Here is a 26,427-nt window from a genome sequence, read left to right as displayed (position 1 = left end):
AGTTCATCTTCAATGATTGAGTTCTTCTCCGATGACTGGGTTCTTCCTCGATGACTGGGTTCTTCTTCGATGACTGAGCCACTGTTCGGTGTCCACCGCGAGCCGTCGCTTCTCGGTCCGGGCGCGGTGCACGTGCCGGACTGGATGAGCCGCGAGCAGCAGGAGTATCTCCTCCGGGCGTGCGCGGACTGGGCGGCCGTGGCGGCGCCGCGCTCGATCGTCCTACCCGGCGGCGGGCGGATGTCGGTGCGGACGTTCAGTCTGGGGCGCCACTGGTCGCCGTATAGATATGACGACGACGACGCCGCCACCCCGCCGATCCCCGATTGGCTCGTGCGGGCCGCGCGAACCGCGCTGACCTCGGCTGCGGCGGTCGATCCGCGCTCCGCGGTCCTCGACGGCGGCGATCACGAGCCGCACCCTGCCCAGACCCACCCTGCCCAGACCCACCCTGCCCAGACCCACACTGCCCAGACCCACACTGCCGAGCCCGGCGCCCGTGAGTCGGTCCCGGGCCCCGCCTACACCCCCGACGCCGCTCTGGTGAACCTCTACGGCCGTGGCGCGACGATGGGCCTGCACCAGGACCGCGACGAGGCGAGCCCCGCGCCCGTCGTGTCGTTCAGCCTGGGAGACGCGTGCACGTTCCGCTTCGGCACGCCCGAGCACCGCGGCCGGCCGTACACCGACGTCCGCCTGGAGTCGGGCGATCTGGTGGTGTTCGGCGGGCCGTCGCGGATGGCGTTCCACGGCGTGCCCAAGGTCTTCGACTCCACGGCGCCGTCGTGGTGCCGTGAGGTGCTGGGCGCCGAGCCGGGGCGGGTCAACATCACGCTGCGGATGACCCGGCCACCTACGCTGGGCGGATGAGTTCCGCAGAGAGGTCCGAATCCGGCCGTTCCTCCGGGCCCTCCGCGTCCCCTCTCGCGGGCCGGGCCCGGGCCGCGCTGGCGATCGCGCTGGTCCTGGTGGTGGCGCTGATCGCGGCCGTGGCGACATGGGTGATCTCGGACCGGACGCACGCGCCGTCCGCGCGGCAGCTGAGTCCGAAGGTCCAGGTGGCCGCCGGCTCCGATCACGTCGACCCCTTCGCCGGGCTGGTGATCCGCGTCCCCGAGGGCTGGCGTGCGGAGTCGGGCGAACTGCTCTTCGGCAGCACCGCGATGAGCCCCGAGCGGGCAGAACCCGCCCAGTCCGACGGAGTCGTGCTGGTGGGCGGGCTCACCGAGGACCTGTTCGACCCCCGCGAGAGCGACAACCGGCTGGCGGCGATCACCCTGGCCAACGGAATGGGCCCGATCCTCCTCCCGGTCCCGGGGCAGGCGGTCGACGAGCGGGTCGAGGAGCTGTCGACCCGAGTCGGCGACGGCTGGTCGGTCTCGTTCCGGGTCATCCCCTCGGCCCCGCAGGACGTGGTCGGCCCGGAGGGGGCGTTGGTGTACTCGGCGGTCGTCGGTCAGGGCACGCAGCGCTACTGGCTCACCTACGTCGGTCGCCCGGGCGACGGCACCGTGCCCTCACCGACCGCGGAGTGGGCGGACGAGATCGTCGAGCGCCTGCGGCCCGTGGAGGAGGGCTACTACGCGCCACTCGGCCCCGGCGCGCCTGCCTGACGCCCGCCCGTCACGGCCGCATCCGCCGGAAACCCACCACCGGGTTCCCGCCGGCGATCCCCTCGATCGGCGCGCACACCGCCTCGACCTGCCGACGGGCCTGCTCCCGCACGGGCGTGGCCGGGTCGAGGACCGAGAGGTACTCGGAGTGCTGCGCCACCGCCTCCACGGCCGGCTCGACGAAGCCCGTGACCTCCACGTAGTGCGTGGGCCCGGGCGCGGACTCGAACCACATCTGCGGTCGCCCCTCCGCGGCGTCCACGCCGACCGCAGCCACGAGGTCGTCGTACGCCGCGCCCACGGCCGCGCCGAACTCCATGCGGTCGCTCTGGTTGGGCATGCCGGGGCCGAACTCGGGGCCCGAGTACAGGGACACCACGATGTCGGGCCGGTGCCGGCGGATCGCGTCTGCGATCGCGTCACGCAGCGCCGCGTTGTTGACGATCCGGCTGTCCGGGAACCCCAGGAACTCCACCTCGTCGACCCCCACCACGGCAGAGGACCGCCGCTGCTCCTCCTCGCGGATCGGCCCGGCGATCGCCGGCGACATCCCCTCGATGCCCGCCTCACCGCTCGATGCCAGCACGTAGACGACGCTGCGGCCCTCCGCGGTCCACCGCGCCACGGCCGCGGACATCCCGTACTCCGGATCATCAGGGTGGGCGACGAGGATCAGGCAGCGGGTCCAGTCCGAGGGGAACGGCTCGGGGAGAGCCGCGGCCCCACCTCCGGGCGTCGTCCTGGTCGGTTCCGCCTTCTCCGGCAGGTCGGGGGATTCGCTCATGGCACGAGTATGACCTCTCCCGCGCCCGTGCGCGCGCCCTCTTCCGGAACGGGCGGACGTCAGCTCAGAGGCGTTCCTCGTCGTCGTCGTCCCCTCCCGGAGGCCTCTCGTGTCCGCACTCTTCCCCGACTACCGCCCCGCGTGGGAAACCGACGACCACCGGCTGCTGCGCGAACACGCCCGCGCGTTCTTCGCCAAGGAGATGACCCCCAACCAGGAGAAGTGGGCCGCGCAGAAGCACGTCGACCGCGAGACCTGGGTGCGCACCGGCGAGGCCGGCCTCATCTGCCTCGACGTGCCCGAGGAGTACTGCGGGCAGGGCGGCGACCCCGGCATGGAGTACCTCGTCACCGAGGAGCTCGTCTACTCCGGCGACACCGCGTTCGGCATGGGCGTCGGCTCCACCATCACCCCGCACTACGTGGCCAACTACGCCACCGAGGAACAGAAGAAAGCCTGGCTGCCCAAGATCTGCTCCGGCGAGTGGATCTCCGCGATCGCCATGACCGAGCCCGGCGCAGGCTCCGACCTGCAGGGCGTGCGCACCACCGCCCGCCGCGACGGCGACGACTACATCATCAACGGCTCCAAGACCTTCATCTCCAACGGCGGCTCCGCCGACTTCGTGGTGGTGGCGGCCAAGACGGACCTCGACGCCGGCCACAAGGGCATGGCCCTGTTCGCGGTCGAGGCGTCGACGCCCGGCTTCGAGCGGGGGCGCGTGCTCGAGAAGATGGGCCGCCACGGCGCCGACACCGCCGAGTTGTTCTTCAACGACATGCGCGTGCCCGCCGCCAACCTGCTCGGCGGCGAGGAGGGGCAGGGCTTCTACCAGCTGATGAACCAGCTGCCGCGCGAGCGTCTGGCCATCGCGGTCGACGCGCTGGCGATGGCCGAGGCCGCCGTCGTGGAGACGCTCGAGTACACCCGCGAGCGGGAGGCGTTCGGCAAGCCGGTGCTGGATTTCCAGAACACCCGCTTCGAGCTGGCGCACTGCAAGAGCCAGGTGATGGCCACCCGCACGTTCGTCGACTACTGCATCCAGCGCGAGATCGCCGGTGAACTCGACGCCGTGACCGCCTCCATGGCCAAGATGCAGGCCACCGACATGCTCGACGACGTGGTGGACCGCTGCCTCCAACTGTTCGGCGGCTACGGCTACATGATGGAGTGCCCCATCACCCAGAAGTTCGCCGCCGCCCGCGTCATGCGGATCTACGGCGGCACGAACGAGATCATGAAGGAGGTCATCGGCCGGGCGCTGTAGCCCTCCTGCGGGCGGGGTCCGCGCGGCGCGTGGGCTGCGCGGCGCCGACTGCCCGGGGTCGGCGCGGTGCCGGCTGCCCGGGGTGGGCGCGGTGCCGTGGCCGCCGTCGGTGACCGGCGTCCGCCGTTCCGCTTGACCGGTCGCGCGCGCCTTTGGGTGCGCGCGATCGTGCGTGTACCGGGAGTTTGCTGCCGCAGGGCCGAACGTCGCTACGGGCCCGGGCGGGACGCGACGGCGGTTACGAGCCGCTCTGCTGGCGCGGGCCGTGGGGGGAGTGCGTCGTACGGAACTCGGCGGTCGACTCGTGGGAAGCCCTTGTGGTGTCGAACGCGTGGCCGTAGGATAGAACACGTATTCGAGATATGGCGCGGCATGGCCGCGTAGGCGACCACGGGGGGTGGGGCATGGACGGCGATCCCGAGCGCGCTGCTGGCGGCCCCGCGTCCGGTTCCGGCCCTGCCGGCTCCACTGGCTCGTCCGGTTCTGCCCACTCGTCTGGCGCTGCTGGCTCGTCCGGTTCCGCCGACTCATCCGCCCCGGCGGCGTTGACGGGGTTGACGGTGGCGGCGCGGGAGGGGTGGGCGGCGGAGAACCGGGCGGCCGCGCAGCGCCTGGTCGCTTGTTACGCGCTGCTGCAGGAGTGTTGGCGTGAGTACGGGCACGGTATCGACGGCAGTCACGAGGCCCGTCCCGGCCACGCCGTTGTGGACGGGCTCGTCGCGGCGGCCGGGTATGTGGTGGCGGCGATGTCCATCTCGGCCAGGCGCGCGGAGAAGATGCTGTCCTTTGCCTGGGAACTGCACACCCGCTACCCGGCGATCCTGGAAGCCATGGCCGCCGGCCTGATGGAACAACGCGTCGCCGAACTGCTGGCCCGGCAGATGGCCACCGTCCGCGGCGATGTCCTCGAGCAGGTCCAACGCCAGGTCGTCGACGACTACCTCAACGGCATCGCCGCCGGCAACCGCCTGGGCGACAAAGCCCTACGCGATGACATCGACGCCGTCATCGGCCGCCACGACCCCGACGCCATCCGCCTGCGCAAAGAAGACGCCAACCGCGGCCGCGGCGTGCGCATCGGCAAAGGCGTCGACGGCATGTCCACCGTCTCCGCCCTGCTGGCCACCGAGGAAGCCGCCGTGTTGGCCGAAGCCCTCGACCAATGCGTCGCCGAACACCAGGCCGCCGACGACGACGCCACCGCCGCTGCTGCCGCGCGGACCGCCGACCCCGATACCGACCCGGACGAGCCGGAGCCGAACTACTCCACAGCCGAACGCCGCGCCGACGCCCTGATGTCCCTGATCTGCGGCGACACCCCCACCCACCCCGACGCTGCCGACACGTCCAATGACGCTCACGGCGCCGCGGGCGCGCCCGCCACCGCGGGCGGTCGGGCTCCGGTGTTGCGGCCGAAGGTCACCGTCATCGCCACCGGAGACAACGGCCGCGACGAACACGGCGCGCGGGTGGAGTTCACCCGCACCGGCGAAGCAGCCCTGCAGACCCTGCTGGAGATGCTCGCCACCTCGGATGGGGCCTCGTTCGAGCAGGTCGACCCGCACATCGGCGCCGCCGACGACACAGATGCGGCCCTGAGATATCGGCCGAGTGCCCAGTTGGCGCGCCGGGTCCGGCTCCGCGACGGCACCTGCCGCCACCCCGGGTGCGCGATCCCCGCTGATGATTGTGACCTGGATCATGTGGTGCCGTTCAACCACGCCGACCCCGCCGCCGGTGGCCTGACCATCGAGGCGAACCTGGTGGCCCAATGCCGGCGCCATCACCGGTTCAAAACGTTCTCCGACTGGACCTACAAGCTCGAGCCCGACGGCACCCTGATCGTGACCACCCCCGACGGCACGACCATGCTCACCCGCCCCGACGGGCCGCTGGCCCAATACCGGCGCGAGCACCAACGCGACGAGGCCGACGCCTGGGCGCGTCAGCAACGCCGCAACCCCAACCCCGACATCGGGGCCGGGATCCTGGACGAGGCCACCTACTTCGCCCGCCGCGCCCAACGCCTGGCCCGCGAACGCGCCCGCGCCACCGCCCGCAACGCAGCCGACGCGACCTCGCCGCCACCCCAGACCGCCCCAGACCCGGATGCGACCCCAGGCCGGGCACCGAGCCCGGCCCCGCGTGAGCGAGTGAACCCCGCCGCGGCCAGCCGCTGGTGGCAACGCAACAAACCCACCGACAGCACCCTGGAAAAAGCCATCCTCCACGCCCTCCACGAGCACCTCGACGAACTCCTCCAACCACCACCACCCTTCTAAGGCGGGGACGTAGTCAGCGCCGGCGGCCAGGGCCGACGAGCCCGGCCGCGGCGAGGCGAGGTGGCGAGTTCGCGAGTCAGCCCTGGTAGCGCTCGGGCTCCTTGCCGAATTCGAAGCTGAGGCCGGTGAGATGCTCCGGGGTGATTTCGACGACGATGTACTTCAGCGTGGGGATCCACGGCTTGAGGTCGAGTTCCTCGGCCGGTTGATCTCATCGAAGCTCTCGAGGCTGCGGGCTCACCCTCGGGCCACGACCGACCAGGCGTGACGGCCCTCCACGTGATCGACCTCGAAGAGGACCTCGGGGTGCACGGTCAGGCCGGCGAGTTTGCTCCCCCCGCGGTGCGGAAGAGGATCTTGCCGTCCCTCGACATCGCGTGGTTGACGGGGAAGATCTCAGCGCGGCCCCCGGTGACGGTGACGAGTCGGCAGAGGGAATCTGGGGCCAAGAGTTGGAGGCAGCGGGCCTCCTCGAGATCGGTGATCGGCCTGTCGTCGATCGCCCCATCGCCCCACCGGAAGCGGGCTCGTGGGGTCCCCCAGAACGGGCGCTGGGTGACTGACCTCACTCCACGTCGGCCACCTGCGCACTCATCGGCGTTTCAGGTAACAACTCGAGGAAGGTAGATGCAACAACGGGGTTGCGTCACTACGGTAGAGAGCGATTATGAACCCAGGAGAACGAGAAGTACCCCGTACCCCTGATTCGTCCGACGCGGTGTTCCGTGTGCCCACGGCGGCTGACGGAACCCGCATGTGGGAGATCGCCCGTGACAGCGGCGTCCTCGACCTCAACTCCTCCTACGCCTACGTTCTGTGGGGCGCCGAATTCTCCGAGAGTTCGGTCGTGGTGGAGGTGGAAGGTCGGGTCGTCGGCTTCGTCACCGGGTTCATCCGCCCCTCCGAGCCGGACACGATCTTCGTGTGGCAGGTCGGCGTCGACGCCGACCAGCGCGGCAAGGGTCTCGCGGCCCGGCTTCTGCACAGTCTCTTAGACCGGCTGGCCGAACGCGGCGTCGTGCGACTGCGAACCACCATCAGCCCGGATAACGAGGCGTCGCAGCGGACGTTCGGCGCCGTGGCCCGCGACAGGGGGATGACCCTGTCCAGCGAGGACTACCTGAGCTCCGAGCTGCTCGGAGAGGGTCACGAGCAAGAAGACCTCTACACGATTTCCTAGACGAGGGCGCGCGGGCCGCCCGGCCCACAACCGCCGCCCGCACCTTCCCCATTGGAGTGATCAGGACAATGACCGAGCCCACCCACGACACCAGCACCAACACGGAGATTTTCGACGATCGCGAATCCGAGGTGCGTAGTTACTCGCGTAACTGGCCTGTGGTGTTCGACACTGCAAAGGGGGCGACGCTCCGGACCGTCGACGGAGACGAGTACCTCGACTTCTTCGGTGGCGCCGGCGCCCTGAACTACGGCCACAACGACGAGGACATGAAGACCGCGCTGCTGGAGTACATCTCCCGCGACGGCGTCACCCACTCGCTCGACAAGTACACCGTCGCCAAGCGGGCCTTCCTGGAGACCTTCTCAGAGAAGATCCTCGAGCCGCGCGGCCTGGACTACAAGGTGATGTTCCCCGGGCCGACGGGCACCAACGCCGTCGAGTCGGCGCTGAAGCTGGCCCGTAAGGTCACCGGCCGTGAGGCCATCATCAACTTCACCAACTCGTTCCACGGCATGACCCTCGGGTCGCTCTCCGTGACGGGTAACTCGATGAAGCGCGCCGGCGCCGGCATCCCGCTCGTGCACGCCACGCCGATGCCGTACGACAACTACTTCGGCGGCGTCACCGAGGACTTCCAGTGGATGGAGCGCGTCCTCGTCGACTCCGGTTCGGGCATGAACCGCCCGGCTGCCGTCATCGTCGAGTGCGTCCAGGGCGAGGGCGGCATCAACGCCGCACGCGCCGAGTGGCTGCGCGCGCTCAACGAGCTGTGCGTCCGCCACGACATCCTGCTTATCGTCGACGACGTCCAGATGGGCTGCGGCCGTACCGGCGAGTTCTTCTCGTTCGAGTTCGCGGGCATCAAGCCGGACATCGTCACCCTGTCCAAGTCGATCGGCGGCTACGGCCTGCCGCTGGCCGTGACGCTCTTCCGTCGCGACCTCGACGAGTGGACCCCGGGCGAGCACAACGGTACATTCCGCGGCAACAACATGGCCTTCGTCACCGCCGAGCTGGCACTGCGCAAGTACTGGTCCGACGACCAGCTGCAGAACCGCACGCTCGAGAACGGCCGCATCCTCCGCGAGCGCTTCTCCCCGCTGGTCTACAAGTACGAGGGCAAGCTCGAACTGCGTGGCCGTGGCATGGCGTTCGGGATCGCGTTCCTCGAGAACCCCGAGCTCGCGGCGCAGGTCATGGCGCGTTGCTTCGACAACAAGATGCTCGTCGAGACCGCCGGCCCGAGCGACGAGGTCGTCAAGTTCCTCGCCCCGCTCACGCTGACCGATGAAGAGCGCGACCGCGGCATCGAGATCTGCTACGAGGCCGTCGACCACGTCCTCGCCCAGCAGTACGGCTGAGCCAGCAGTACGCCTGAGAACCGCAGACCACCAACCCCTCGACGAGGAGGCACCGCATGATCGTTCGCACCACCGCAGAGATCACCGATACCGACCGCCACATCAAGGGCAACAACGGTAACTGGGAGTCCAAGCGCATCGTCCTGGCCGACGACCGCGTCGGGTTCTCGTTCCACGAGACCACCATCGCCGCCGGTACGACCAACGATTTCCACTACGCCAACCACGTCGAGGCCGTCTGGCTGACCCGCGGCAAGGGCACTCTGCGTGACCTCACCAACGGCAAGGAGTACCCGCTCGAGGCGGGCACGATGTACCTGCTCGACGGCAACGAGAAGCACCAGGTCATCGTTGAGGAGGAGATGCAGATGCTCTGCGTCTTCAACCCGCCCGTCGTGGGCGACGAGAACCACGACGAGAACGGCATCTACCCGCTCCTGCGCCTGCAGGACGACGGCACCGTGGTGCGCGAGAAGTAAGCCCCACGCCGCACTCCCCGGCCCGTTTCGTTCAGTCCGAGCGAAACCGGCCGGGGAGTTGCTCGTTCCGGGGCACTAGCTGGAACGAGCAACAGGTATTGATGCCCGTCCACCAGCGATCATCGGGGCGGGATCGGGTGGGCTTCGAGCTCGCCGGAGACGTCGGCGGACTGTGGAACGTCGACGCGGCCGACACCCGGCACTGCGAGACCTGTTCCGCTGCGACTCCGAGGTCGTGCGCGTCGAACCGATCGGGCCGAGGCTGACGCCGGGGAGCTCTCGACCGCACTCCGAGGCGCGGGCGTCGACACGGCGAGGCTGAACCAGGGCAGAATATCCGGGTGTCGACGATAGTGTTCCTGCACGCCCATCCCGATGACGAGACCTCGCAGACCGCCGGGATGATGACCCTGGCTGCCCGCAGGGGGCACCGGGTGGTGACCGTGTTCGCCACCGACGGCGACCACGGGGAGCGCCCCGAGCACCTCGGCCCCGACGGTGACCTCGTCGAACACCGGCGCGAGGAGGCGCGGGCCGCGGCGGCCGTGCTGGGCGTGGCCCGCATCGACTGGCTGGGCTACCGCGATTCGGGGATGACCGGCTGGGAGCAGAACGACGACCCGCTCTGCCTCCACCGCGCCGACATCGACGACGCGGCCGCCCGGGTGGCGCGGATCCTCGACCGCGAGGACGCCGACGTCCTCGTCGGCTATGACGATCACGGCAACTACGGTCACCCCGATCACATCGCCGTCCACCGCATCGCCCGACGCGCGGTGGAGCTGGCCGCGCGCGACCGCGGCTGCTGGAGGCCACCACGAACCGTGACGCCCAGCTCGCCATGCTCGACAGTCCCGAGGCCACCGAGTTCCTGCGCATGCTCGCGGTCGGCGGCACGGAGCTGGACCCGGACCAGCTGCGGGCGATGATCCTCACCGGCGACGACGGTCAGCCAGTGGGGATGCCGGAGTCCGAGATCGCGTGGTCGATCGACCTGCCGCAGGACGTGATCGAGACCAAGCGCCGCGCGATGCAGTGTCACGCCAGCCAGACCAGCGACATCGGAACGATGCTGGCGCTGCCGCCGGAGATCTACGCGGTCGCCTTCGGTACCGAGTACCTCATCGAGCCGGGCGCGGAGCAGCCGATGCGCCGCGCGTGGCCGTTCGACTGAGCGCCGGGCGGGTCAGGGCATGTCGAGGGCGCGGACCCAGTCGCCGTGGCCGTGCGCGGTGGCCAGGGGGCGTCCGTTGACGGCGACGACGAAGAGGCCCTTGTGGCGGCGGATCGACTCGGGGACCTGCGCGGCGACGTCGGGTAGAAGGGTCACGCCCTCGACCGAGATCCAGACGCAGCCCAGCTCGGTGACACGGCGGACGAACTCGGCGCGGGCCGGTGGCTCGAGGTATCCGAGCACCGCGGTGTGGAACACCACCGGGGTGGTACCGGCCGGGCAGGCGGCCACGGACTCCTCCAACCGCTCGACGAGGTCACCGGCGAGGATCCGAGGCGGGTCGACGGCCGCGATGTCCAGGGCGGCGTCCAGGCGCGGCCCCCGCTGGTCGTGCTGGCCCGGCCAGATGAGGCTGTGCAGCCAGGCGCGGGAGTCGGGGTCGGTGGGGTCGATCGGCGTCAGGTCCACCCCGCCGCGGTGGGCGACCTCGGGCAGCGAGCGCGGCAGGGGCACGCCGTCGCGTAGGTCGCAGTCGAGGACCGGTGTGCGGGCCCCGGCACCGTCACCGGCACCGTCGGGTCGCAGCTCGTGGGTGCTCCCGCCGTCGACCGTGTATCGGTAGGCGTAGCGGTCCGGGTACAGGCACAGTCCCGCGGAAGCCCCCATCTCCACCAGGGAGAGCGGGCCGGGCAGGAGGGAAAGGAACGGCAGTAGAACCGCGCAGCGCTTGGCCTCGTTGGTCTGGGTGGAGTGGGTGAGCGCGATCCGCTCGATCTCGGCCCAGTGGTCGTGGACGAACCCGCGGAAGGTCGCGTAGTCCTCGGTCTCGGGGGCCCCGGCGTGCCGGGCGGCGGCGAAGAACAGGGCGGGCTGGCGCTTGATCCGGGGCAGCGTACCGATGAGGTCGCCGGTCCCCGGGTCTCCGGCGATCCCGCGGGCCCACGAGAGGTATACGGGCGTTCGTTCGCGGACCTCGTACTCGGCGAAGTCGGAGTAGCGGGAGGGGACGTCGTCGACGTGCGCGGAGTCCATGTCATCAGCGTCGCACACCGACGCGGGACACGCCGTCGACGCGGGAACGGTGGCCTCACTCGTAGGCAGGAGGTATGATTGGTGACGCATCAATAAACTGAGACAATCCTGGGAGCCCCGCATGTCTACCGCGACCGACTTCACCCCCGCACAGAACGCCTCGACCGACGGCGAGTTCGTCCGCGACGCGACGTACATCAACGATCGCGTGGTGGCGGACGTGCCCGCGGGTTCGGACCCGGTCGGCGAGAAGATCGGCGAGATGCGATGGCCGGTCGAGGCCGGCCGTTACCGGCTCATGGCCGCCCGAGCCTGCCCGTGGGCCAGCCGGAGCATCATCGTCCGCCGCCTCATGGGCCTCGAGGACGCCATCTCCCTGGGCCTGGCCGGCCCCACGCACGACATCAACTCCTGGGTCTTCGACCTCGACCCGGACGAGCGGGATCCCGTCACCGGCCTGCACCGCCTGCAGGAGGCCTACTTCAACCGCATCCCGGACTATCCGCGCGGCATCACGGTGCCGGCGCTGGTGGACCTGCCCACCAAGTCCGTCGTGACCAACGCGTACCAGAAGCTCAACTTCGACTTCATCTCCGAATGGACGGCCTTCCACCGCGAGGGCGCGCCCGATCTGTACCCCGAGGAGCACCGCGACGAGATCGACGAACTCGACTCGTGGATCTACCCCACGGTGAACAACGGCGTGTACCGGTGCGGGTTCGCCGCCGACCAGGAGGCCTACGAGGAGGCCTACGACGAGCTGTGGGCGTCGCTGGACCGCCTCGAGGAGCGCCTGACCACCCGCCGCTACCTCGTCGGCGACTCCATCACCGTCGCCGACATCCGCCTGTTCACCACGCTGGTCCGCTTCGACGCGGTCTACCACGGCCATTTCAAGGCCAACCGGTCCAAGATCAGCGAGATGCCTGCGCTGTGGGGTTACCTCCGCGACCTGTTCCAGACCCCCGGCTTCGGCGACACGTGCGACTTCCCCCAGATCAAGGCGCACTACTACAACGTGCACCGGGACGTGAACCCCACCGGCGTCATCCCCAAGGGGCCGGACCTGTCCGGCCTGCTCACCCCGCACCACCGCGAGGAGCTGGGCGGTCGCCCGTTCGGCGACGGGACCGCGCCCGGGCCGATCACCGATCCGTCCGAGAGGGTGCCGGAGGGACACGGCGCGGCCTGACGTCCCCGGGAGAGGGCCTAGACTGGTCGCCTGTGAACCCAGCCCCCGCCGAACTCGGTCGCTATCGTCGCGGCGCCCGGCAGTTCGTCATGTTCGGAATCGTGGGCGGCTCGGGCATGGTCGTCAACATGATCGTCACGGTCTTGATGAACAAGGCCAACGGCGGCACGGCCAACGCGCAGGAGATCCTGTTCCCCATCGCGGGCACGGAGTTCAACTTCCGGTTCACCACGTTGGTGTGGATCGTGGCGTTCCTGGTGGCCAACTTCTACAACTTCCTGCTCAACCGGCACTGGACGTTCGGTAAGGGACACAAGGCGCCGGCGTGGCAGGAGTTCTGGCCGTTCCTGGTGGTGGGGTCGGTGGCGGCGGCCGCGGGCATCTTCATCAAGCTCGCGTTCACCAACCCCACCAGCCCGCTCTACCTGCCGGAGCCGTGGTGGCACGAGGAGGCCGGGATCCACTCCCGGGAGTACTGGAGTCAGCTGCTGACGATCCTCATCACGATGCCGATCAACTTCGTCGTCAACAAGCTCTGGACGTTCCGCGCGGTGCGTAACCGACACCACGCACGCTCGACCGCGAACGCGGTGGTCTAGGACCGACCGTGGAGACGTCGCCGCTGGTCCTGTGGTTCGACCTGATGGGCGTGTTCTTCTTCGCCCTCTCGGGCAACCTGCTGGCCGCGCGCAAGGACATCGACATCACCGGTGGGTTCATCCTGGGCCTGCTCGCGGGGCTCGGCGGGGGCATCATCCGCGACGTCATGCTGGGCGTCACGCCGCTCGCGCTGGCCAAGCCCGTGTACCTCGTTCCGCCACTGGTCGCCGTCGTGGTGGTGTACCTGCTGGGCTCGGTCATCCACCGGGTGCAGACGCTCATCGTGGCGTGCGACGCCGCCGGCCTGGGCCTGTTCTGCACGTTCGGCACGGCGCGCGCGCTGGATCACGGCATGCCGGTGGCCTCGGCGCTGCTGCTCGGCGTGGTCACCGCGGTCGGTGGCGGGTTGATGCGCGACGTGGTGGCCAACGAGATCCCGGCCGTGTTCAGCGGGTCGAACCTGTACGTGATCCCCGCGGCGACCGGCGCCGCGCTCACGGCCGTCGCCGTGTCCACCGATGTGTGGGGGCCGGTATCGGCGACCGTGCTGTCGGTGCTGGTGTTCGCCTTCCGGATGGTCGCGTGGGCCCGACAGTGGCGCGTGCCGGCGCCCGTGCGCACCTGGACCGTGCGGGACCTGGACGTGTTGCGGCGCCGGGAGCGGTCGGTGTTCGGCCGACCGCGCGGCGAGAGGGACGACGGCCTCCGCGACGATGAGTACGACGACGACGAGCTCGGCCGCCGGTAGGGTGACCCGGTGCAGTACTACCTCAGCCTGCTGGGTTTCGCGGCGATCGATTCGCTCAATCTCCTGGCCTTCGCCGTCATCGCGGGGCTGTGGCTGACGTCGGCCGGCCGCGGCATCGCGTTCGCCCCTCGGGCGGCGCGGTTCACCGGGGGCGCGTTCTGCGGGATCGTGCTGCTCTCGCTGATCTCCGTGTGGGTGATCGGCAACAACCAGGAGTTCGTCCGGAGCCTGTTCTACAACCTGTGGGCGATGATCGCGCTGGGCGTGATCGGCCTGGTCATCACCGTCATGGGCCTGCGCCGGCCCGCGGAGGCCAAGGAGGAGAGCGTCGAGGCCCCGCTCACCCAGAACGTCCTGCAGAAATTCGGAATCATGGCCACCGGCATCGCGCTCGGCGTCATCCAGTCGGGGACATCCGCGCCGTTCGCGGCGGGCATGGTGCTCATCTCGTTCGCCGAGAGTCCGTGGTGGTCCAAGCTGCTGCAGATCCTGTTCTTCGCGGTCATCGCGATCCTGCCCAGCACCGGGCTGATCATCGCGCTGTCGCGGGTGCCGTCGGGCAGCATCGGTGCGGCGTCCCGTCGCATCGACCGGTTCCTGTCCTACGGCCGCGTGGCCGGGCGGGTGCTCACCCTGGTCGTGGGCGTGGCGCTGACCGTGCTGGCCGTCGTCCGCATCGTCCAGCTCACCGGGGTGCTGTCATAGTCCGGTCCTAGGGTGACGGCGACCACCATCGCCGGTGGTCCGACCGACGAGGGAGACGACATGCAGATCGACGACGTGCAGATCACCACGACCGCGCCTTCCGGCTCCGTGCTGTGCGAGGACGGGCTGAGGCGGCCCCCGTGGGCGGCGCGGGACCCGCTGCTGCGGGAGTACTACGACACCGAGTGGGGCATGCCCGTCCGGGACGAGGCCGGCCTGTACGAGCGGCTGGTCCTCGAGGGGTTCCAGTCCGGGCTGAGCTGGGTCACGATCCTGCGCAAACGGCCCGCGTTCCGCGAGGCGTTCGCGGGGTTCGCCCCGGACGCCGTGGCGGCCTTCGGCGAAGAGGACGTCGCGCGGCTCATGGCCGACACGCGGATCGTGCGCAATCGCCGCAAGATCGACGCCGCCGTCGCCAACGCGCGCGCCGTGGTCGCGCTGCGATCCGACGGCGGCCTGGTGGAGCTCGTGTGGTCCTACCGGCCGGAGGCGACACCCGAGCCGCGGACCATGAACGAGGTGCCGACCCGGTCGCCGGAGTCGGAGGCGCTCGCCAAGGAGCTCAAGAGACGGGGGTTCAGCTTTGTCGGACCGGTGACGGTCTTCGCCCTCCTGGAGGCCATTGGCGTGGTGGATACGCACCTTGTGGACTCGCACCGCCGCGGCACGTCGGGGGTCTGGGCTCCGCTGCCGGGCGCGGGCTGACCCGGCAGCGGCGCCCCGACCCGGGTCACGCCGGCAGGGGCGCCAGGCCCGCCCGCGGCGGGAGGTCGCGCAACGGCGGGGCCAGCGAACCGTCATGCTCGAGCAACCCGGTGGCGGGGCCGCCCACGCACACCGGGATTCCCCGCAGGGTCGCCATGCGTTCGAGCGACCGGTCCAGCGCCCGCCGGCTGAGGGTGCCGTCGGCCACGGCGCGTTCGACGGCGTCCAGGGTCTCACCGAGCCCGGCCGTCGTGATCCACAGCGGGGAGTCCGCCCCGGCGATGAGGGATTCGGTCACGGCGGTGGGCAGCGCGAACGCGTCGGTCACGGCGCGCATGCCGGACAGGTCGTCGGTGAAGATCGGGCCATCGAAGGGCGGGGCGCCGTAGCCGTGGCCCTCTCGCAGCAGCCGGTACGCGGCGGGCGAGAGCGACGCGGGCCGGTCGACCCCGGTCAGGCCGGGGACCTGCTGGTGGCCGAGCATCATGCCCGCGCCGGGGGTCCGGGCGAGTGCCGCGAAGGGCCGCAGATCGTGGGTCATGAGCTCGTCGAGCGGGGGCACCGTCACCGAGCGGTGGTGACTGTCGCCGGAGGAGCGTCCGTGCCCCGGGAAGTGCTTGAACACCGGGGCGATGCCAGCGTCACGCAGGCCGGCGGCGAACGCACGGGCATAGGACACGACGCGGGCGGGGTCGGGGGAGAAGGAGCGGTCACCGATCACCGCGCCGTCCGGCTGCTCGGACACGTCGAGGGAGGGCGCGAAATCGACGGTCACGCCCATCCCGCGGAGAAACTCCCCTCGGGCGCGGGCAGCCGCCCGGACCTGATCGGGGCTCATGGTCGCGGCCATCACGCGGGCGGACGGCAGCGGGCCGGCATACGGCGCGATGCGGGAGACGCGCCCGCCCTCCTCGTCGATCGCCACGAGCAGGGGTAGGGGCGAGTCGTGCTGCAGTCGGGCGAGCCCATCGCCGGAGACCACCTCGCCCACCACGTCACCGCCGAGGAAGATGCCGCCGATCGAGTGCTGTTCGACCGCTCGACGGGCGTCGGCCATGGAACTCACGCCGACGGTGAACAGCTGGGCGATCCGCTGACGCTGCGTCAGCCCGTCCAGCGGAGATACGCATCCGGGCGGGGGTGCCGACCTGTGGCCACCGGGATCAGCGGCCGGGGCGGCAGTCGCCTGCGGAGCAGGAGCGGCCGCGGCGGCGGCGGTGGGGTCCGAGCCGGGCGCGGCGGGCTCCCCGGGGGCGCACCCGACCAATGTCAACCCCGCAGCGAGGGCGGCCACCGCCACACGGAGCCGGCGGGTGGGGGACACGCCCCCACTGTATCCGGGGTCGACTCGGGGACCGCGCTGGTCCCGCGCACTCCGACCATGGGTGGTGTCCCAGGGGCGCCCGGGCGTCCCGGCATCGGGTCAGCGTCCGACCATCTCGAGCGCTCTGCTGCCGAAATCGATCGCCTGCCCGACGCTGCCCCTGCCGCCGGAGACGTGTTCGGAATTGACCAGCGCCCGGGGCAGGGCTGAATCGCGGCGGGGGACCACGGTCGAGGAGTTCACGTCTCGTCCACCTGCGGCTGCGATGGTGTGTGGATGGACTCGACTCTCGACCGCAGACTGGGGCCGTCCGATGCCGTCGTGGTGGGCCTCGGTGCCATGATCGGGGCGGGCGTGTTCGTGGCGTTCGCGCCCGCCGCCGCACGCGCCGGCTCATGGGTGTGGGCCTCACTCGCGGTGGCCGCCGTGGTGGCCGTGTGCAACGCCCTGTCCTCAGCTCGCCTGGCAGCGCAGTTCCCCGCGGCGGGCGGGACCTACGTCTACGGTCGCGAGTTGCTCGGCCCGCTGCCGGGGTTTCTCGCCGGCTGGGGATTCGTGGTGGGCAAGACGGCGTCCTGCGCGGCGATGGCCCTGACCGTGGGCCTGTACCTCTGGCCGGAGCAGTCCTCGGTGGTCGCCGCGGTGGCCGTGCTGGCGCTGACGGTGCTGTCGGTTCTCGGGGTGCAGCGCACGGCCACGGCGTCGAAGGTACTGGTCGGCGTGGTGCTGGCGGCACTAGCAGTGTTCGTGGTGGCGGCGTTCGTCTCGTCGGCCGGCTCATCGGCAGTGCCAGGGGCGGCGGCGCCCGCGGCAGTGCCCGCCGTCGACGGAGAGGCGTTGCCCGGGCGCATACTCGGCGTGTTGGGCGGCGCGGGGTTCTGCTTCTTCGCCTTCGCGGGGTACGCCCGCATCGCCACGCTCGGGGAGGAGGTGCGCGACCCGGGCCGCACGATCCCGAGAGCGGTCGTCATCGCCATCAGCGTCGTGATCGCCGTCTACGCGATCGTTCTCGCCGCGACGGTCCACGTGCTCGGGGTGCAAGGCGTGGCCGCGAGCGCCGCGCCCGTGCTGGACGCCGCTGAGAGGGTCCCGGCCGGGGAGGTGCTCGCGCCCGTGGTGCGGATCGCCGCCGGGATCGCCGCGCTCGGGGCCCTGCTGGGCGGAGTGCTCGGCGTCTCCCGCACAACCCTGGCGATGGCGCGGGACCGGCACCTGCCCGCTCCGCTGGCGGCAGTGCACCCCACCACGCGGACGCCGTACGTCGCCGAGATCTGCGTGGGCGTGGTGGTGGCCGTGATCGTCCTGGCGGCCGACGTACGGCAGGCGATCGGGTTCTCCTCCTTCGCCGTCCTGATCTACTACCTCGTCGCGAACACCGCGGCCCTGCGTCTTGATCGACGGCGCCGCGGACTGCCGGCCTGGGTGCCGGTGCTCGGCGCGGTCGGATGCGTGATCGTCGCCGGGAGCCTGCCCTGGCAGTCGGTCGTCGGAGGCCTCGTCGTCTTCGTCGTCGGCGGTGTGGTCTACGCCGTCACCCGCCCCAGGGCGGTGACCCCGGGCGTAGCGTCACGGGCATGACCGAGCACCAGACACAGTCCGACCGGGCCCCGCAGGGCCAGAACCACCGCCGCCTGCTCCCGTCGCATCTGCGCCGGCCCGTGATCGGGGCGCCGATGGCCGGCGGCCCCACGACGCCCGAACTCATCGCCGCGGTGGGCGAGGCGGGGGGCCTGGGCATGATCGGCTCCGGTTACCTCGACGCCGCCGACACCAGAGCGGAGATCGGGCGCGTCCGCGAGCTCACCGACGCGCCGTTCGGCGTCAACGTGTTCCTGCTGGATCGCGCCGACTCCGACGCCGCGCTGGCGGCGGCGGGCGGTCCCGAGGCGGTCGAGCGCTACGCCGAGGCGATCGGGCCGGTCGCCAGGCGGCTCGAGGTGGCCCTCGCGGAGTCGCCGGGATTCACCGACTTCGACCAGGAAGCCACGCTCGCCGCGCTGCTGGACGACCCGGTCGCGGTGGTCTCGTTCACCTTCGGCATCCCGGAGCCCGGCATGGTCCGTGCTCTACAGGACGTGGGCACGGCCGTGGTCGTGACGGTGGCAGGCGTCGCCGACGCGCGGCGGGCCGTCGAGGCCGGGGCGGACTGGCTGTCGGTCCAGAGCGCGGAGGCCGGCGGGCACCGTTCCACGACCACGGTGGGCGAGGAGCCCGACGACATCACGACGGTGGAACTGGTGCGGGCGGTGCGCGAGGCACTGCCGGAGGTGCAGTTCGTCGCCGCCGGCGGGATCAGCACCCCGCACGACGTCGCCGCCGTGCTCGCAGCGGGCGCGGACGGCGTCCAGCTCGGGACCGTGCTGCTGCGCACCCCTGAGGCGGGCACGAGCGCACTGCACCGGTCCGCGCTCGGCGACCCCCGGTTCACCGAGTCGCGGCCGACCCGCTGCTACACCGGTCGCTACGCGCGGGCGCTCGTCAACGAGTTCGTCGCGGAGTTCCACGAGGCCGCGCCGGCGGCGTACCCGCACCTGCACCTGCTCACCGGCCCGATGCGCAAGGCCGCCGCGCGGGCGGGCGACATCGAGGTGCCGCCACTGTGGGCGGGATCGCGCTGGCGGGCCGCCGACGCCTACGCCGACCAGCCGGCCGCGGAGGTCGTCGCGGAGCTGTGGGACCGCGCGGGCGAGCAGGCGGGCTGGGCCGAGTAGATCAGGTACGCGCCCACGGCGGCTAGGAAGAGGAGGCCCGCCGTTCGGCCTCGGCCGCGATGTCGGCGAGGTCCTGCTCCATGGTCTTGCGGGTGGACTTCTCGGCGAACTTTCCCATGAGCCCCATGACGACGCGGGAGACCGCGGGAGCGTGGGCAGTCTCGGCTCCGAAGCGCATCCGGAGCGTCGACCCGCCCTCGGCGTCGGGTGTGATGGTGAAGACGGTCGTGTACTCGGTCCCGCCGTTCTCGGCGACGATCGTGGTGGAGTGAGGCGGCTCGGCGGCCATCACCATCATCTCCTCGGTGGCCTTCATCCCGAACATCTTGCGGGTCTCGCGCCACCGCAGGCCGGGCTCATAGGGGCCGGTCGTGAGGATCTCGACCGCCACTACCCCGCTGAGCGTCCGGTGCGCCTCGGGGATGTCGGTGAGCACGGACCACACGGTGTCCGGGTCGGCGGCGACGTGGCGGGACAGGTCGAGTTCCATGGCCTCGAGGCTACCGGCGTCCAGCGTCGCGGAGGAAGCACGCGGACGCCGAAATAGGGAAACCGGCCCCCGCCGAGGCGGAGGCCGGTTTCTCGTGCTCAGGTCAGCTGACACCGACCCGCGCGATGCGCCGTGAGGCGCGTCGGCTCAGGAGCCGAGGGCGTCGGTGACCGTGCTGACGAGCCCGGCGAAGAAGCCGAGGACGTCGGCGGCCAGGCCGGCGCCACCGTCGACGACCTGCGAGCCGGTGTTGACGGCGTTGGAGCCAGCGGCGAGGCCGGGGAGGAACTGCTCAATGGAACCCATGATGTGGTCCTTTCGTCAGGGGCGGCGCCGGATGCGCCGCTCGGTCTGGCGTGAGGATCCTGCGGACCGTTGGTCCCTCAAGATCTCACCACCAGACGCTACGTAGCTGGCCGGGCCGTTTCATCCGCTCGGACGCCGAAGAGGGCCCAAGGTCCGAGGGAATCGTTTACTTTTGCAGGTGAAGTCGCGGTCTCGGTTAATGTGATCTAGATCACTTCACGCGTCGCACTATGTATCGAGTGATCCGGCGAAAAGGGGGAGGGCCGGCTGAAATGTACGACACCGGCACCCGCGCGAGGCGGCTGCCGGTGTCGTTGCGTAGATCTGGACCCGAAGGCCCGGGATCACTCAGCTCAGAGCGAGCCGACGATGTCGCCGAGCGAGCCGGTGACGGTGCCGTAGACGCCCTTGGCCGCGGTGGAGCCGGTGCTGACGAAGCCCTGGGCCGCGGTGGAGCCGGTGTCGATGAGGCTGTTGAAGAAGCCGAGGATGCCGTTGAAAATCTGCTCGATCATGTGATGATCCTTTCGCTCTGAGCGGCGCCGGGGTGCGCCGCTTCCGTGGTGCAGTCCTGCTTGCGGACTCGTGAGGTACATCCGGATCCGGGTCCGAGTCGTTACCCGACATCGGTGACAGGCCTGCCCTGTGGGCGCTGGCGCCGACGTCAGAATCTTTATCAACCGACGTCGGAGGTCCGCAAACATTTATGGTGTGATCTAATGCATATTTCGCCGAATGCCGTGCGCAGTGACTGGAGCTGTAGGGTGCGCCACGGATATCAGCGGCGCCGGCGCCCGTGGATGGCGGGCGCCGGCGCGGCGGGTGGGGGCCGGACCGGTGTCCGGCGTGCGTGGCCCCGGTCCGGATCTGGCCGGGGGTCGGTCGAATCAGGAGCCGAAGGCGGTCGCGATGAACCGGGCCCCCAGGGCTTCTACTGTGATGTGGCTCACAAGTACATCCACTGGGTGGGCCTGCGTGTTGCACGGTCATCGCCAGGGAGCTCGGGAGTTCCAGCGGGGTGGCGGCGGGCGCCGGGGTGCGGCAGTAAGAATGGAGCACATGACGCCGCCCACGCAGCCCGCCCACGACCCCGTCCCGCTCCCGCCAGGCTTCCGCGCGCACGCAGGGGCCGCGGGACTGCGCGAGCGCGGTGACGACGTCTTCGTCGTCGTCAATGACGGCCCCTCCCCGGCCTCGTCCGCGGTGTTCACCCGCTCCCTCTTCGCGGGGCCGTCGGTCGTGCTCAGCCGACAGAACGCCGCCAGCGGTACGGCGCGCGGCGTGGTCGTGGTGGCCAAGAACGCCAACGTCGCCACCGGTGAGCAGGGAATGGCCGACGCGCGGGAGGTGCTCGAGCGCGCCGCCGACGCCATCGCCGTGGCCCCGGGGGAGCTGCTCATCGCCTCGACCGGCGTGATCGGCCGCCGCTACCCGATGGACAAGCTGCGCGCGCACCTCGACGGCCTGGCGGGCGCGACGTTCGACGCCGACGCCGTCGCGCTGGCGACCGCGATGATGACCACCGATACCCACCCCAAGACCGCGCGGGTGGAGGTGACGACGACGACGGGCGGCACCGCTCAGGTGGTGGGCATCGCCAAGGGTGTCGGGATGATCGAACCGGACATGGCAACGATGATCGCCGTGCTGTTCACCGATGCCGCAGTGGAGCCGGGTGTGCTGGACTCGGCGTTCCGGGCCGCGGTGGACGAGACCTTCAACTGCCTGTCCGTGGACACCGACACCTCGACCTCCGACACGGCCATCGCGCTGGCCAGCGGGGCGGGCGATCCGGTCGGCGAGGTCGAGCTGCGCGAGGCGTTCGAGGCGGTCTGCCTGGACCTCACCCGGCAGCTGGCCCGCGACGGCGAGGGCGCCACCAAACTGCTCACCGTCGAGGTCACGGGCGCGCGCGACCGCGCGCAGGCCAAGCGCGTGGCCAAGGCGATCCTCAACTCGCCGCTGGTCAAGACCGCCGTCCACGGGGCCGACCCCAACTGGGGCCGCGTGGCCATGGCGATCGGCAAGTGCCACGACGACACGGACATCGACCCCGAGCGGGTGCGGATCGTCTTCGGCGACCTCGAGACCTATCCCGCCTTCCCCGGTGAGGCGGAGCTCGAGCGGCTCACCGAGATCATGCGGGCCGAGGAGGTCACCATCTCCGTCGACCTGGGCGTGGAGGGCGGCGCCGCGGACGGCTCCTGCACGGTCTACGGCTGCGACCTCACGCGGGAGTACATCTCGATCAACGCCGACTACACGACGTGAGCGCGCACGATGACGTGAGCGCGCACGAGTTCGGCGCCGCGGACCTCGAGGCGATCCGCGCGGTGTTCGCCCGCCGCCTGTACGTCATGGACACCAAGCAGTGGGACGCCTACGGGCCGTGCCACACCGAGGACGTGGTGAGCGAGTCGTGGGCGGCCAGCGGCGGCGCCGCCGAGGTGCGCGGCCGCGACGCGCTCACTGCCGCGATTCGCGAGACCCTCGACGGCTCCAGCCCGGTGACCAGCGTCCACCACGGCCACACCCCGCTGCTCGAGTTCACCGGCCCCGACCCGGAGACCGGCGAACCCACTGCGAGCGGGATCTGGGCCATGGAGGACCGGCTCTGGTGGCGCGTCGGCGACCGCGAGCGCCGGCTCCACGGCTGGGGGCACTATCACGAGCGGTACCGCCGCGTGGACGGGCGGTGGCTGATCTCCTACCGCCGGCTCGAGCGGATCCGCGTGGACACCGGCTGGGTCTGAGCAGGCGGGTCGGACTCGTGCGGGTGCGCTGCACGCGCGGGTCTGCCCCTGCGCTCAGCCCGCGGGGTCGGGGCTACGGCGTGCCATCGCGAGGATGGTGTCGCGGGTGTCGTGCCAGACGGTGCCGGTGATGTCGCCCCACGGGTCGTGGCCACCGGGTACGAGCGAGACGCGGGCCGGATCGCCGGCCCGGCGCGCCGCCCGGACGTAGGACTCGGACTGCTCGGGACGCACGACCTTGTCCTCGCGGCCGTGGACGCACACCACCGGGACCCCGGCGGGCAGGTGCGTCACCGGGGAGGCGTCGACGTACCGCTGCCGGCGGTCGCCCGGGCGCCCGCCGAGGAGATCGTGGACGTACCTGTCGCCGGCGCGTTCGGCCATGAGCAGGTCCGCGACCCCCGCCAGCGAGACACAGCCGGACACCGGCACGACCGGCCTCGAGCCGGGCAGCGAGGACGGCAGCCGCGCCCGGCCGGCGACCCACAGCGCCAGGTGCCCGCCCGCGGAGTGCCCGACCACCACGACCCGGCGCAGATCGAGCCGATCGCCGAGCTGCGCGGAGACCTCGGCGAGGTGGTCGACGGCGTCGCACACGTCGGCCACCGTGGTGGGCCAGCCGCCGCCGGAGTCCACCCGCCGGTACTCCACGTTCCACACCGCCACGTCGAATGAGGCCAGGTCGCGGGCCTGGTTCTCCATGTATGTCAGGCCGAGCGAGTCCTTCCAGCCCCCGCCGTGGACGAGCACCACCACCGGCAGCGCGGGGTTCGCCGAGTCGGGCAGGTACAGGTCCCCGAACGACTGCCCGTCCGTATCGCCCGGATCGGCGTAGTGGAACCGGCGGGGCTCGCGCACGGGGACCGCACCCTCCGGCGGCACGTACGGGCGCGGGGCCACGGACTCGGCGCTCTGGCCGCGATCGAGGTCCTCGTCGTCGTCACCCCGCCCGATCACCGACGTGAGAGCCCACCCCGCCGCCCCGCCGAGCGCGGCCGACAGGCCTATCAGCAGCGAGCGGCGGGACAGGTCTGCCCGGGTGCGCGGGATGCGGCGGCCCGGCACCTGACGGCCCGGTGCGCGACGGCCGGCCGCGGGACGGCGGGTCGCGGGACGGCTGGGCATGCGGCGGCGATACCTCCTGGTGGGAACGCCGGCCGGCCCTGCGGCGCTGCTGCTAAAGGGCCCGGGCACGGGGCTGTGGGTCAGACCGTGCCGGCGACGACGTCGTTCTCCGCGCCATCGTAGAACGGGACGTACCCCTTCTCCTTGGACAGCACGTAGAGCGGGTCGTCGAACGTCGAGGTGTCGAACGCCTGCGCGCGCAGTTCGGTCTTGCGGCTCTTGTAGGTGGAGGTGTGTTCGAGCTCCTTGGACAGCCGGATGAACAGCGGGACCGCGTACGACGGCAGGGAGTCCCGCAGGTGCTCGGCGAGCGCCGCGCCGTCGAAGTCCGACTTGTCGTGCAGGCGGATCGCCGCCATGCCGGCCTTGCCGTCGGCGTCCGGGACCGCGACGCCGTAGACCACGGCCTGGTCGACCTCCGGGCGGGCGCCGATCGCGGCCTCGACCTCGGTGGTCGCCACGTTCTCGCCCTTCCAGCGGAAGGTGTCGCCCAGGCGGTCGACGAAGGAGGCGTGCTTGAGCCCCTGGTCGAGCATGAGGTCGCCGGAGACGAACCAGGCGTCGCCGTCGCTGAACGCGTCGCGGACGATCTTCTTCTCCGTTGCCTCGGCGTCCGTGTAGCCGTCGAACGGCTGCGAGTCGGAGATGCCGCTGATCAGCAGGCCGGTCCTTCCCTTGCCCACCCGGGTCAACCGGCCGTCCTCGCCGCGGCGTGGCTCACCGGTGTCGGGGTCGTAGTCGACGATCGCGAAGTCCATCGGGCAGTACCCGGTGGTCCGTGGGACGTTGAACGCGTTGACGAACGCGATGTTGCACTCACTGGCCGCGTAGAACTCGCAGATCCGGCCGACGCCGAAGCGCTCCTGGAACTCGTCCCAGATCTCGGGCCGCAGCCCGTTGCCGGTCATCACGCGGATCGAGTGGTCGCGGTCGCCCGGGCCGGGATCCTGGTTGAGCAGGTAGCGGCAGATCTCGCCGATGTAGATGGCGGCGGTCGCCCCGGTCGCGCGGGCCTGGTCCCAGAACTTCGACGCCGAGAAGTGCTCCTCGATCGCCAGGCACGCCCCGGAGGCGAGCACACAGCCGAGGGCCACCGTGAGTGCGTTGTTGTGATACATCGGCAGCGGACTGAGCAGGACGTCGTCCTTCTTCAGTCGCACGCCGGACAGGCCGAAGCCGGCCATCGCCCTGTTCCACCGGTAGTGGGACATGGTCGAGGCCTTGGGCAGGCCCGTCGTGCCCGAGGTGAAGATGTAGTACGCGGTCTCCGTGCCGACCGTCTCGTCGGCCTCCGGCGGGTTGACGTCCCCGACGTCGTCGCCGAGGGTCGCGAGCTCGTCCTCGAGCCACGTCAGGTCCGCCAGCTCGTCAGGGCGGTGGCGTGCGGTGAAGTCGCGGAACGGAAGGTCGACCTCGGAGCTGACGGCGAGGAGCTCGCCGATCCAGTTCTCGCGCGGCACGGACTGCACGGCCTCGGCGCACTCGGCGCCGACCAGCACGAGCGTGGACTCGAGGATCTTCTGCGAGTGGTCGAGAACCTCGCCGCGCTGGTGGTGGTTGAGCAGGCCCACGGAGGCGCCGACCTTGACAGCGCCGAGGATCGCGAGCAGTACCTCGGTACGGTTGCCCATACAGATGCCAACCGTGTCGCCGCGCGTCACGCCGCGGGCCTTGAGGACCGCGGCGAACCGGTTGGCGCGGCGGTTGGCCTCGCCGTAACTGATCTCCGTGCCGAGGAACTTGATGAAAGGCGCGTCGGGCCGGGCGGCGGCCAGCTTCTGGAAACGGCGCCCGATCGAGACCTTGTCCGTGCTGCGGGAGGTCCGCACGATACGCAGCCCGTTGAGGACGGACGGCAGGTCGGCGGCGAGGGAGGGCAGGCCGCGCGCGAGGTCCGCCGGGCTGAGTGTGCGGGCGGCCCCGGACCGGCGGCCGGTGACGGTGGTCTTGTCGGTCACGACTTCTCCTCTGTGGGCGTGGTGAGTGACTTGGTCGGATCGCCCGCGAGGCCGCGCCAGGCGAGTTCCACGACGACAGCGGCGGCCACCGACGTGGGGATCGACCGGTGGGCGACGCGGTCCGCGACCGCCTCGCCTGCACCGACCAGGGCGGTGGCGACCACCTCGAGCACCTCGCGGCCGCGCTCGTCGCCCGAATTCTGCGCGAGCAGATCGGTGGTGAGGTCGACCAGTACCGTCCGGGTCTTCTCGACCTCCTCCCTGAACTGGGGTTCGGCGAATGCCTGACGGTAGACCACATTCCACGAGTCGGTGTGGGCGTCGACGAACTCGAGGAACGCCTGGACGACGTCCTCGAGCCGTCGGCGGGGGCCGGCACTGCCGGTGGCGGCGGCGGTGAGGTGGTCGATCAGCCGACCCGACTCGCGGACGACGCACGCCGCGAACAGTTCCTCTTTGGAGCCGTAGTACAGGTACAGCATCGGTTTGGAGATGCGCGCGTGGCGGGCGATGGTGTCCATCGAGGCCGATCGGTAGCCGAGATCGGAGAACACGCGGATCGCGGAGTCGAGCATCTGCTGCTCGCGGATCGCACGTGGGATGCGTTTGGTCCCCGTCGTCACAGGTCTCCTCCC

27 protein-coding genes and 1 pseudogene are annotated in these 26,427 nt (G+C 70.8%); 17 read left to right on the top strand and 11 right to left on the bottom strand.

Features of this window, described 5'->3' with window-relative positions:
• Window positions 1-69 precede the first annotated feature (69 nt).
• Both C3V38_RS04405 and C3V38_RS04400 read left to right on the top strand, forming a co-directional pair.
• Window positions 70-870 carry an alpha-ketoglutarate-dependent dioxygenase AlkB gene (locus C3V38_RS04405; protein WP_106385170.1) on the top strand — a complete coding sequence of 267 codons (801 nt, stop codon included), beginning with the start codon at window positions 70-72 and terminating at the stop codon, window positions 868-870.
• A complete protein-coding gene (locus C3V38_RS04400) occupies window positions 867-1,613 on the top strand; it encodes an APA family fibronectin-binding glycoprotein (RefSeq protein ID WP_106385169.1) in 747 nt (248 codons plus the stop codon). The genes C3V38_RS04405 and C3V38_RS04400 overlap by 4 nt, the downstream gene beginning before the upstream one ends.
• 10 nt (window positions 1,614-1,623) lie before the next feature.
• Here C3V38_RS04400 and C3V38_RS04395 read toward each other — a convergent pair whose 3' ends face one another.
• On the bottom strand, window positions 1,624-2,397 hold the full coding sequence (locus C3V38_RS04395) for a PIG-L deacetylase family protein (protein WP_106385168.1): 774 nt from the start codon (window positions 2,395-2,397) through the stop codon (window positions 1,624-1,626).
• A 109-nt stretch (window positions 2,398-2,506) separates the two neighbouring features.
• Here C3V38_RS04395 and C3V38_RS04390 point away from each other — a divergent pair, with 109 nt between their 5' ends.
• On the top strand, window positions 2,507-3,664 hold the full coding sequence (locus C3V38_RS04390; RefSeq protein ID WP_106385167.1) for an acyl-CoA dehydrogenase family protein: 1,158 nt from the start codon (window positions 2,507-2,509) through the stop codon (window positions 3,662-3,664).
• Window positions 3,665-4,224: 560 nt separating this feature from the next.
• Window positions 4,225-5,946 (top strand): HNH endonuclease signature motif containing protein, encoded by a 1,722-nt coding sequence (locus tag C3V38_RS04385; RefSeq protein WP_254426080.1) that lies wholly within the window; start codon window positions 4,225-4,227, stop codon window positions 5,944-5,946.
• A gap of 314 nt (window positions 5,947-6,260) precedes the next feature.
• On the opposite strand, the gene C3V38_RS18285 is transcribed toward C3V38_RS04385, so the two are convergent.
• Window positions 6,261-6,515: a pyridoxamine 5'-phosphate oxidase family protein gene (locus C3V38_RS18285; RefSeq protein WP_311199403.1), complete on the bottom strand. Its 255-nt coding sequence runs from the start codon at window positions 6,513-6,515 to the stop codon at window positions 6,261-6,263.
• Between the two features lie 98 nt (window positions 6,516-6,613).
• Between C3V38_RS18285 and ectA the strand changes: the two genes are divergently transcribed.
• From ectA to C3V38_RS04360, 4 genes and pseudogenes are all read left to right on the top strand, one after another.
• Window positions 6,614-7,126 carry a diaminobutyrate acetyltransferase gene (gene ectA, locus C3V38_RS04375; protein ID WP_061230004.1) on the top strand — a complete coding sequence of 171 codons (513 nt, stop codon included), beginning with the start codon at window positions 6,614-6,616 and terminating at the stop codon, window positions 7,124-7,126.
• A 68-nt stretch (window positions 7,127-7,194) separates the two neighbouring features.
• Window positions 7,195-8,490 carry a diaminobutyrate--2-oxoglutarate transaminase gene (gene ectB, locus C3V38_RS04370; protein WP_061230003.1) on the top strand — a complete coding sequence of 432 codons (1,296 nt, stop codon included), beginning with the start codon at window positions 7,195-7,197 and terminating at the stop codon, window positions 8,488-8,490.
• A gap of 56 nt (window positions 8,491-8,546) precedes the next feature.
• Entirely contained in the window at window positions 8,547-8,969 is a 423-nt protein-coding gene (locus C3V38_RS04365) for an ectoine synthase (protein ID WP_061230002.1), read from the top strand.
• A 341-nt stretch (window positions 8,970-9,310) separates the two neighbouring features.
• A pseudogene (locus C3V38_RS04360) lies at window positions 9,311-10,143 on the top strand (PIG-L family deacetylase).
• 12 nt (window positions 10,144-10,155) lie between these two features.
• Here C3V38_RS04360 and C3V38_RS04355 read toward each other — a convergent pair.
• Window positions 10,156-11,175, bottom strand: a complete 1,020-nt coding sequence (locus C3V38_RS04355; protein ID WP_061916130.1) for a DUF2332 domain-containing protein — start codon at window positions 11,173-11,175, stop codon at window positions 10,156-10,158.
• Between the two features lie 121 nt (window positions 11,176-11,296).
• Between C3V38_RS04355 and C3V38_RS04350 the strand changes: the two genes are divergently transcribed.
• The 5 genes from C3V38_RS04350 to C3V38_RS04330 are packed head-to-tail and all read left to right on the top strand — an operon-like array spanning window position 11,297 to window position 15,125.
• Window positions 11,297-12,367, top strand: a complete 1,071-nt coding sequence (locus C3V38_RS04350) for a glutathione S-transferase family protein (protein WP_061916128.1) — start codon at window positions 11,297-11,299, stop codon at window positions 12,365-12,367.
• 32 nt (window positions 12,368-12,399) lie between these two features.
• Window positions 12,400-12,966, top strand: a complete 567-nt coding sequence (locus tag C3V38_RS04345) for a GtrA family protein (RefSeq protein WP_061229998.1) — start codon at window positions 12,400-12,402, stop codon at window positions 12,964-12,966.
• A gap of 8 nt (window positions 12,967-12,974) precedes the next feature.
• Window positions 12,975-13,715 (top strand): trimeric intracellular cation channel family protein, encoded by a 741-nt coding sequence (locus tag C3V38_RS04340; RefSeq protein WP_061229997.1) that lies wholly within the window; start codon window positions 12,975-12,977, stop codon window positions 13,713-13,715.
• A 9-nt stretch (window positions 13,716-13,724) separates the two neighbouring features.
• Window positions 13,725-14,420 carry a hypothetical protein gene (locus tag C3V38_RS04335; protein WP_061229996.1) on the top strand — a complete coding sequence of 232 codons (696 nt, stop codon included), beginning with the start codon at window positions 13,725-13,727 and terminating at the stop codon, window positions 14,418-14,420.
• A gap of 60 nt (window positions 14,421-14,480) precedes the next feature.
• Window positions 14,481-15,125 (top strand): DNA-3-methyladenine glycosylase I, encoded by a 645-nt coding sequence (locus C3V38_RS04330; RefSeq protein WP_061230005.1) that lies wholly within the window; start codon window positions 14,481-14,483, stop codon window positions 15,123-15,125.
• A 25-nt stretch (window positions 15,126-15,150) separates the two neighbouring features.
• Here the strand turns inward: C3V38_RS04330 and C3V38_RS04325 are convergent, their stop codons facing one another.
• Window positions 15,151-16,449, bottom strand: a complete 1,299-nt coding sequence (locus C3V38_RS04325) for a glycoside hydrolase family 3 N-terminal domain-containing protein (RefSeq protein ID WP_061916125.1) — start codon at window positions 16,447-16,449, stop codon at window positions 15,151-15,153.
• Window positions 16,450-16,548: 99 nt separating this feature from the next.
• The gene (locus C3V38_RS17550) at window positions 16,549-16,692 is read right to left on the bottom strand and encodes a hypothetical protein (RefSeq protein ID WP_007631416.1); all 144 of its coding nucleotides are present in this window, start codon (window positions 16,690-16,692) and stop codon (window positions 16,549-16,551) included.
• A gap of 33 nt (window positions 16,693-16,725) precedes the next feature.
• Here C3V38_RS17550 and C3V38_RS04320 point away from each other — a divergent pair, with 33 nt between their 5' ends.
• Window positions 16,726-18,027 carry an APC family permease gene (locus tag C3V38_RS04320; protein WP_106386362.1) on the top strand — a complete coding sequence of 434 codons (1,302 nt, stop codon included), beginning with the start codon at window positions 16,726-16,728 and terminating at the stop codon, window positions 18,025-18,027.
• On the top strand, window positions 18,024-19,160 hold the full coding sequence (locus C3V38_RS04315; protein ID WP_061229386.1) for a nitronate monooxygenase family protein: 1,137 nt from the start codon (window positions 18,024-18,026) through the stop codon (window positions 19,158-19,160). Before C3V38_RS04320 ends, C3V38_RS04315 begins: the two co-directional genes overlap by 4 nt.
• A 22-nt stretch (window positions 19,161-19,182) precedes the next feature.
• Here the strand turns inward: C3V38_RS04315 and C3V38_RS04310 are convergent, their stop codons facing one another.
• From C3V38_RS04310 to C3V38_RS17540, 3 genes are all read right to left on the bottom strand, one after another.
• Entirely contained in the window at window positions 19,183-19,650 is a 468-nt protein-coding gene (locus C3V38_RS04310) for an SRPBCC family protein (protein ID WP_061916119.1), read from the bottom strand.
• Window positions 19,651-19,797: 147 nt separating this feature from the next.
• The gene (locus C3V38_RS17545) at window positions 19,798-19,956 is read right to left on the bottom strand and encodes a hypothetical protein (protein WP_165001066.1); all 159 of its coding nucleotides are present in this window, start codon (window positions 19,954-19,956) and stop codon (window positions 19,798-19,800) included.
• Window positions 19,957-20,309: 353 nt separating this feature from the next.
• On the bottom strand, window positions 20,310-20,471 hold the full coding sequence (locus C3V38_RS17540; protein WP_157076973.1) for a hypothetical protein: 162 nt from the start codon (window positions 20,469-20,471) through the stop codon (window positions 20,310-20,312).
• A gap of 544 nt (window positions 20,472-21,015) precedes the next feature.
• On the opposite strand from C3V38_RS17540, the gene argJ reads away from it, so the two are divergent.
• On the top strand, window positions 21,016-22,227 hold the full coding sequence (gene argJ, locus C3V38_RS04305; RefSeq protein ID WP_061229384.1) for a bifunctional glutamate N-acetyltransferase/amino-acid acetyltransferase ArgJ: 1,212 nt from the start codon (window positions 21,016-21,018) through the stop codon (window positions 22,225-22,227).
• Window positions 22,224-22,709, top strand: coding sequence for a nuclear transport factor 2 family protein (locus tag C3V38_RS04300; protein ID WP_061229383.1), 486 nt, complete (start codon window positions 22,224-22,226; stop codon window positions 22,707-22,709). The genes argJ and C3V38_RS04300 overlap by 4 nt, the downstream gene beginning before the upstream one ends.
• 54 nt (window positions 22,710-22,763) lie before the next feature.
• Here C3V38_RS04300 and C3V38_RS04295 read toward each other — a convergent pair whose 3' ends face one another.
• The 3 genes from C3V38_RS04295 to C3V38_RS04285 all read right to left on the bottom strand — a co-directional run bounded on the left by C3V38_RS04295 (window position 22,764) and on the right by C3V38_RS04285 (window position 26,415).
• Window positions 22,764-23,834 (bottom strand): alpha/beta hydrolase, encoded by a 1,071-nt coding sequence (locus tag C3V38_RS04295; protein ID WP_061229382.1) that lies wholly within the window; start codon window positions 23,832-23,834, stop codon window positions 22,764-22,766.
• 80 nt (window positions 23,835-23,914) lie between these two features.
• Window positions 23,915-25,792, bottom strand: coding sequence for a long-chain-acyl-CoA synthetase (locus tag C3V38_RS04290; RefSeq protein ID WP_106385165.1), 1,878 nt, complete (start codon window positions 25,790-25,792; stop codon window positions 23,915-23,917).
• Entirely contained in the window at window positions 25,789-26,415 is a 627-nt protein-coding gene (locus tag C3V38_RS04285; RefSeq protein WP_106385164.1) for a TetR/AcrR family transcriptional regulator, read from the bottom strand. The genes C3V38_RS04290 and C3V38_RS04285 overlap by 4 nt, the downstream gene beginning before the upstream one ends.
• Window positions 26,416-26,427 lie beyond the last annotated feature (12 nt).

This window comes from Dietzia sp. oral taxon 368, assembly GCF_002999155.1.
GTDB classification, from domain to species: Bacteria; Actinomycetota; Actinomycetes; order Mycobacteriales; family Mycobacteriaceae; genus Dietzia; species Dietzia cinnamea.
This window is presented reverse-complemented; position numbering and strand designations above follow the sequence as displayed.

Coding starts and splice junctions, on each gene's coding strand:
- C3V38_RS04405 (WP_106385170.1), top strand. CDS start 70: ATGACTGAGCCACTGTTCGGTGTCCACCGCGAGCCGTCGCTTCTCGGT.
- C3V38_RS04400 (WP_106385169.1), top strand. CDS start 867: ATGAGTTCCGCAGAGAGGTCCGAATCCGGCCGTTCCTCCGGGCCCTCC.
- C3V38_RS04395 (WP_106385168.1), bottom strand. CDS start 2,397: ATGAGCGAATCCCCCGACCTGCCGGAGAAGGCGGAACCGACCAGGACG.
- ectA (WP_061230004.1), top strand. CDS start 6,614: ATGAACCCAGGAGAACGAGAAGTACCCCGTACCCCTGATTCGTCCGAC.
- ectB (WP_061230003.1), top strand. CDS start 7,195: ATGACCGAGCCCACCCACGACACCAGCACCAACACGGAGATTTTCGAC.
- C3V38_RS04365 (WP_061230002.1), top strand. CDS start 8,547: ATGATCGTTCGCACCACCGCAGAGATCACCGATACCGACCGCCACATC.
- C3V38_RS04355 (WP_061916130.1), bottom strand. CDS start 11,175: ATGGACTCCGCGCACGTCGACGACGTCCCCTCCCGCTACTCCGACTTC.
- C3V38_RS04350 (WP_061916128.1), top strand. CDS start 11,297: ATGTCTACCGCGACCGACTTCACCCCCGCACAGAACGCCTCGACCGAC.
- C3V38_RS04330 (WP_061230005.1), top strand. CDS start 14,481: ATGCAGATCGACGACGTGCAGATCACCACGACCGCGCCTTCCGGCTCC.
- C3V38_RS04320 (WP_106386362.1), top strand. CDS start 16,726: ATGGACTCGACTCTCGACCGCAGACTGGGGCCGTCCGATGCCGTCGTG.
- C3V38_RS04315 (WP_061229386.1), top strand. CDS start 18,024: ATGACCGAGCACCAGACACAGTCCGACCGGGCCCCGCAGGGCCAGAAC.
- C3V38_RS04310 (WP_061916119.1), bottom strand. CDS start 19,650: ATGGAACTCGACCTGTCCCGCCACGTCGCCGCCGACCCGGACACCGTG.
- C3V38_RS17545 (WP_165001066.1), bottom strand. CDS start 19,956: ATGGGTTCCATTGAGCAGTTCCTCCCCGGCCTCGCCGCTGGCTCCAAC.
- C3V38_RS17540 (WP_157076973.1), bottom strand. CDS start 20,471: ATGATCGAGCAGATTTTCAACGGCATCCTCGGCTTCTTCAACAGCCTC.
- argJ (WP_061229384.1), top strand. CDS start 21,016: ATGACGCCGCCCACGCAGCCCGCCCACGACCCCGTCCCGCTCCCGCCA.
- C3V38_RS04295 (WP_061229382.1), bottom strand. CDS start 23,834: ATGCCCAGCCGTCCCGCGACCCGCCGTCCCGCGGCCGGCCGTCGCGCA.